The sequence below is a fragment of the Streptococcus sp. VTCC 12886 genome (assembly GCF_049893425.1).
GTDB lineage: Bacteria > Bacillota > Bacilli > Lactobacillales > Streptococcaceae > Streptococcus > Streptococcus suis_AA.
Genome location: NZ_JBMVJB010000054.1, coordinates 1 through 6,087, shown reverse-complemented (window position 1 = coordinate 6,087; position 6,087 = coordinate 1). Strand labels below are relative to the sequence as shown.

Annotated in this window: 3 protein-coding genes and 2 pseudogenes; 3 read left to right on the top strand and 2 right to left on the bottom strand. The window is 39.0% G+C overall.

The genetic code is table 11. The features are described 5' to 3' along the window. Positions 1-266 precede the first annotated feature (266 nt). Together ACPC57_RS11170 and mprF are read left to right on the top strand one after the other, a co-directional pair. Entirely contained in the window at positions 267-986 is a 720-nt protein-coding gene (locus ACPC57_RS11170; RefSeq protein WP_434066975.1) for an alpha/beta fold hydrolase, read from the top strand. Further along, positions 983-3,538: a bifunctional lysylphosphatidylglycerol flippase/synthetase MprF gene (mprF, locus tag ACPC57_RS11165; protein ID WP_434066974.1), complete on the top strand. Its 2,556-nt coding sequence runs from the start codon at positions 983-985 to the stop codon at positions 3,536-3,538. Before ACPC57_RS11170 ends, mprF begins: the two co-directional genes overlap by 4 nt. 50 nt (positions 3,539-3,588) lie before the next feature. Here the strand turns inward: mprF and gatD are convergent. Continuing rightward, positions 3,589-4,378 (bottom strand): annotated as a pseudogene (gene gatD, locus ACPC57_RS11160) (lipid II isoglutaminyl synthase subunit GatD). Beyond that, positions 4,378-5,721, bottom strand: a complete 1,344-nt coding sequence (gene murT, locus ACPC57_RS11155; protein ID WP_434066973.1) for a lipid II isoglutaminyl synthase subunit MurT — start codon at positions 5,719-5,721, stop codon at positions 4,378-4,380. The pseudogene gatD and the gene murT overlap by 1 nt, the downstream one beginning before the upstream one ends. A 101-nt stretch (positions 5,722-5,822) precedes the next feature. On the opposite strand from murT, the pseudogene ACPC57_RS11150 reads away from it, so the two are divergent. Beyond that, a pseudogene (locus ACPC57_RS11150) lies at positions 5,823-5,978 on the top strand (diadenylate cyclase CdaA); the annotation flags it as partial. Between the last annotated feature and the right edge of the window lie 109 nt (positions 5,979-6,087).

Here is a 6,087-nt window from a genome sequence, read left to right as displayed (position 1 = left end):
GGGACTTTTTTTCTACACTAAAAAAGGCTCCATAATCTCTACAGTGGATTTACCCACTACAGAAATTATAGAGCCTTAATAATAGGAGAAGTCTGAAAAGGCTTTTTCTTTTTTGCAGAAAATGTACTAATATTCTGAGTTTTGCTAAATAGAAATGTTATAATGAAATGAGAGGGTCTGATCACTTTGTTTTATGGTATCGGACCCAATGCCTTATAAGACTAATTATCGTATAAGAATGCGTTAGTGAAAAGGTAGGTAATATTATGGAATTCAAAGTGAAAGATGGTCAAATCATCTATTATCGTGACCTCGGTAAAGGATTTCCAATTGTCTTCTTGCATGGCAATAATTCATCAGGAAACTACTTTGGTAAGCAAGGAATTCTATATCGAGACTATCGTTTAATTTTCATTGATAGTCGTAATCAGGGCAGATCCAGTCGTCAGAGTGCTAAGATGACCTTTGAACAGATGGCTGCCGATTTGGAGGAGATTTTGCAATTTTTAAATATCAAAAAGGCTCTATTTGTTGGTCACAGTGATGGGGCTAATCTAGCTATGGTTTATGCCAGTCGCTTTCATGATCGGATTGCAGGGCTCTTGCTTAATGCGGGGAATATGACTTTTAAAGGATTGACCAGACGTTCAAGATGTCTGGCTTATATACAGTATTATTGCCTAAAAGCCTTATCACCATTTTCATCTAAAATGGATATCTTGGCTCAGGTAACGGAGCTCATGCTACATGATTTGCCGCTGGATAGGGAACGACTACATCAGGCATCCTATCCTGTTTGGGTAGTTATGGGACAAAGAGATGTCATTAGTATTAGTCATTCAAGGGAGATTTCGAACCTCTTTCCAATTCATAAGCTCTATGTCGAGCGTCGACAAGGACACCGTTTAGCCCAACAAAACTACAAGGTTTTTAATCAAATGATCCGTGAGTTAGTTAGAATTAGTCGAAAAGAGGTGGTGGCATGAAGCGACTTATAGAGAGACTTCAACCTTTAAAAACTGCCATTAAATCTGTCTTCTTTATTTCTATTGCGGTTCTTGTTGTTGTAGAGTTGATTCATTTAAAACGAACGATCACTTTAGAATCGCTGAAGTCAGCTTTATCAGGTCTGTCAATTTGGCATCTTGCTTTGATGGTAGTGATAGGTTTAGTTGCTGTGTTACCCATGCTCTTTTATGACCTTATCTTGAATAAGGAGCTAGAGACGGATTATTCCAAATCCTATATACTAGAAACGAGTTGGGCTGTCAATACCATTAATAACTTGGCTGGTTTTGCCGGTTTAGTTGACGTGGGCTTGAGGTATTCCTTTTATTCTGAAGATGGGCAGGAAAAGTCTGGTGTTAAGGCACTATCACGTTTATTGCCTTACTTCATGTCGGGCTTGTCGCTCCTAAGTGGCTTGGTGTTTGCTACCTTTTGGTTTTTCCCTCTAAGTCCTGACTTGAGAAAATATTGGTTACTTTTACTAGGAATCTTTTTATACCTACCTTTTATTTTCTTTGTCTCAAGTCGCGAAAAATTGCCTTATTTTGGGCAAGTCCCTTTGAAAACGAGACTAAGCCTTATTTTAGTATCGACTGCTGAATGGGGCACAGCTCTTGTGAGTTTTCTGAGTGTGGCTTATTTAATAGGTCTACATGTTCCTCTTTATAATCTGATTCCTCTATATTTTCTAGCGGTTATCATTGGTATCTTTTCCATGATTCCAGGTGGGATTGGTAGTTTTGATTTGATTGTGATTAGTGGTCTGACGTCTATGGGTGTCAGCAATGCTCTTGCGGTCAGTCTACTATTGCTCTTTCGTCTAACCTACTACATCATTCCATTTTTATTAGGTGTTGTCTTCTTTTTCAAACACATGGGAGGTCACATCAATGATAAATACTTCAATATTCCTTCACGAGTATTTGGTGGAAGTTTCCATCTTATCCTTGTTTATTTGTTACGTTTTTTAGGAATCTTCTTGATTTTATCTGCCCTAATCCCAGAAAGCTTGGCAAATGTTTACTTCATTAGCCGTTTCGATCCTATTCAGGAACAGTTGATCTGGCAGTTTCCAAGTATTTTATTTGGAACCCTCTTTGTTTTCATGGCTCGCCTCATCAGGCGACGCGTTAAGGGAGCTTTTATTTTATCCTTGCTTACCTTCGTCTTGACTTTGATTTACGTTAATCTCAATGGTACTTCCTGGACCATGTCTTTCATGATTGTGCTTTCTATGATACTTATGTTACTTATCAGGAAAAGATTGAATCATCACTATTTTGTTTATAGCTGGGAAGACAAAACCAAGGATTTTCTTTTTTTAGCCTTTACCATTTTGGTTCTCCTTGTTCTGGGTGGTAGTGGTTTTTGGTCTCATTTGTTACCACCTAGGAACCGAGATATTCTTGGACATTTTGTTCGTATTTGGTTTGATATTTTACTGGCATCGGTAATCATTGCAACCGTTGTTTGGCTTGTATTGAGAGTTTTGGCGCCTCGTAAGCATTTTGGTCAAAGCATGGATAATGAGCGTTTTACAGCACTTCTTGAGAAATATGGGGGCGCATCAGAAAGTGCTCTAGCTTATTTACATGATAAACGCCTCTTTTGGTATCGTGTCGATGGACAAGATCAGGTAGTTTTTCAATTTGCACAAATCAGTAACAAGTGTGTGATTATGGGCAATCCTATTGGTAATGAAAAATATTATCGTCCGGCTTGGGAAGCTTTCTTGAAAAACTTATCTGATTGGAATTTACAGGCTTTATTTTATGAGGCAGATGAGAGAGTGATCCTTATGCTTCATGATTATGGCTTTGACTTCATGAAATTTGGAGAAAATGCTATGGTTGATTTGACGACATTTTCTATTGATGGTAAGCATGGTAAGAAGTTCCGTAAACCAACCAATCGTGTGGAAAAAGCAGGCTTCCAGTTTAAATTACTTAATCCTCCATTTTCGGAGACTCAGATGCAGGAAATGAAGACAGTCTCAGATATATGGCTTAACGGTCGTAAGGAGAAAGGTTTCTCTCTTGGTTTCTTTGATGAAGCCTATTTACAACAAGCACCGATTGCTATCGTTGAGAGTAAAGAAGGAGAAATTGTGGCCTTCGCTAATATCATGCCAACCCAAAATAAACGGGTGGCAACCATTGATCTTATGCGTTATGACTTTAAAAAGGCTCCTGAAGGCATCATGGACTACCTTTTTGTCAAACTCTTCCAATACTTCAAAGCAGAAGGTAAGCAATACTTTGATATGGGGATGGCTCCCCTAGCTAACGTAGGTACTGAAGAAGATAGTTTTATAGAGGAAAAGGTTGCCAATTTAGTTTATGTTTTTGCTCAGCGTTTTTACTCTTTTAGTGGACTGTACCGTTACAAAGAAAAATTCTCTCCAATTTGGTCTCCAAAATACATTGTCTATCCAAAAAGAACCTGGCTCTTGTTTGATATGATTGCTATTTTCAGGATTGATAATCGTAAAATTGAAGATAAGATGAAAAAAAGACATCTTTGGATGTAAATACGACAAAAAAAGTGACCCTCCAGGGTTCACTTTTTTGTTTAAAAGAATTATTTCTCGAATTCAGCTTTTGATTTAGTATCTGCATACTCTTCAGCTATCTCGCTTGAGAGTATGTCATCATAACTTGGTAATTGAATATCCTGACCATATTTGTTACGAAGGGCAGTTGTTACCAAGCGGTAAGCAAGGTTAGCATTACGAGAAAGAATCGGACCATGGAAGTAGCTACCATAAACGTTTTTATAGTGGACACCTTCAGTACCATCTTCCTTATTATTACCGTTACCGTAGACCACTTTACCAAGTGGTTTTTGATCATCAGAAAGGAAGGTGCGACCTTGGTGATTTTCAAAACCATAATAGGTTTCATTGAATTCTTCGTTATGAATCTTGATGTCACCGATGTAACGGTTATTTTCCTGATTAAGGGTATAAGTGGCCCATAACACCAATACCATCAATGCGGACACCGTTGGCTTGGATGTAATATTGTCCGAGAAGTTGAAAACCACCACAAATTGCTAAGATGACTTTGTTATCTTGAATGTATTGATCAATAGCGTCACGTTTTGACGGGAGATCTTTGGCAACGATGGATTGTTCGTAGTCTTGACCTCCTCCAAAGAAGACTATGTCGTAGAGCTCATTGTCGAAGTCGTCACCAACTGAAACGATATCGAAGGTCATCTTAGCACCAAGCTTTTCCCCCACGTATTTCATCATAAGGACATTACCATTGTCACCATAAGTATTGAGAAGATTACCGTAAAGGTGGGCAACATTTAGGTTATAGGTGTAGTCACGATTTTCTGGCGATTCGAGAGAAGTATAAGTCATTAGTTCATCCCCTTTCCGACAGCATGACGTTGGGCCAGAATATCACGGAATTCAAGCATGGCAGTATAGGTCGCTAAGATATAGGCATGGTCGCAGTCTTGCTTTTCAATTAGGGTCATAATATCTTCGAGTTTTTCTGCTTGTGTAATTTTGTCCTCTGGATAGCCAGTTACACGCAGACGACGGGCAATTTCAGAGTGACGGACACCACCAGCATTAATTTCAGGAATATCCATATCGAGAATGCTTTCAAAGTTGGCATCCCAAATCCAGCTGGTGTCAATACCGTCAGCATAGTTGGCATTAAGAAGGACTGACAAGCTAAATGGATAGTCTGCAAGTTTAATCATATCCAGAGCTTGGCTAGCTCCAACTGGATTCTTAATCAGTACGAGAGTACATGATTTATCACCAATTTTAAAGGTTTCTTGGCGTCCAAAGACAGCACGACTCTTATCAAAACCAGCTTTGATTTGCTCTGGTGCAACACCGAAGAATTCAGCGACAGAAACGGCAGCGAGGGCATTATAGATGTTGTAGAGCCCCCCAATGTTAATCTTGTAATCTTGACCGTCAATGATAAATTCAGAAGTGGTGTTGGTGATTTTTGTCAGCTGTGTTAGCTTATAATCTAATTCTGGACGGTGGAAGTCACAGTTAAGGCACACATAGTCACCCAAGTTAGCGTAAGTATTAAGGCGATACTGAAGAATGCTCTCGCACTTAGGACACACAATTCCTTCAGTATTATAGTGTGTAAGCTCTGGCGCATGTTTTTCAGTATCAAAACCGTAGAAACGCACGGGATTGACCAGCTCTTTAGAATTAAAAAGAGGACTGTCCCCGTTAGCCAAAATAGTTGCCGCTGGCGCCTTAGCAGCACCATCTAAAATCATCTGATAAGTGGTGTAAATTTCACCGTAACGGTCCATTTGGTCACGGAAAATATTTGTGAAGACAAAAAGACTTGGAGTGATATACTCAGTGATTTTTGGAAGGCTGGCTTCATCAATCTCCAAGACAGCGATTTTCTTACCAGATTTAGCTCTTTTAGCAGTTAGAAAGGTGGAAGTAATCCCAGTGATCATGTTGGCTCCACTAGGGTTAGTTACAATTTCACCGTAAGCTTCTTTTAGAATACCGACTGTCAAAGCGGTTGTCAGAGTTTTACCGTTGGTACCAGTGACAACGACGATTTCATAATCTTTAGCTAGTGTGTCTAAAATATCCTTATCAAATTTAAGGGCGATTTTTCCTGGGAGGGTTGAGCCACGTCCCAATTTTGAGAGAACAAAGTGACTAGCTTTACCTGCCAAGATACCCATAGTAGTTTTTATAGTCATGGTTTTATTTTATCATAAAAAGTAGTGATTGTAGCCTCAAAATAGTTTGAATTCATGGTATAATTGAAACTGTTAAAAAATTAAAAGAAAGTGTGATAAGTATGGGATTACTTTCGTCCATTGACGTTGATTTTTGGCGGTCACTTTTTGATAGTCCGCTGAGGGTTCTTGTCAATAGTTTGGACATATTGATTGTTGCTTTTTTAATTTATCGGTTTATTAGGGCTCTGAGAGGAACAAAAATCATGACCCTAGTCTGAACCGCACCCCAAAAGTTAGACAGAAAAAATCGGCTCTTTGTCAACTGTAGTGGGTAGATGAAAAGCTAACACCTAGAGAGGACGAACTTCGCTCTCTCTTTCTTTA

Bases quoted from the DNA above. Each gene is read 5' to 3' on its own strand.
- ACPC57_RS11170 (WP_434066975.1), top strand. From the start codon at position 267: ATGGAATTCAAAGTGAAAGATGGTCAAATCATCTATTATCGTGACCTC.
- mprF (WP_434066974.1), top strand. From the start codon at position 983: ATGAAGCGACTTATAGAGAGACTTCAACCTTTAAAAACTGCCATTAAA.
- murT (WP_434066973.1), bottom strand. From the start codon at position 5,721: ATGACTATAAAAACTACTATGGGTATCTTGGCAGGTAAAGCTAGTCAC.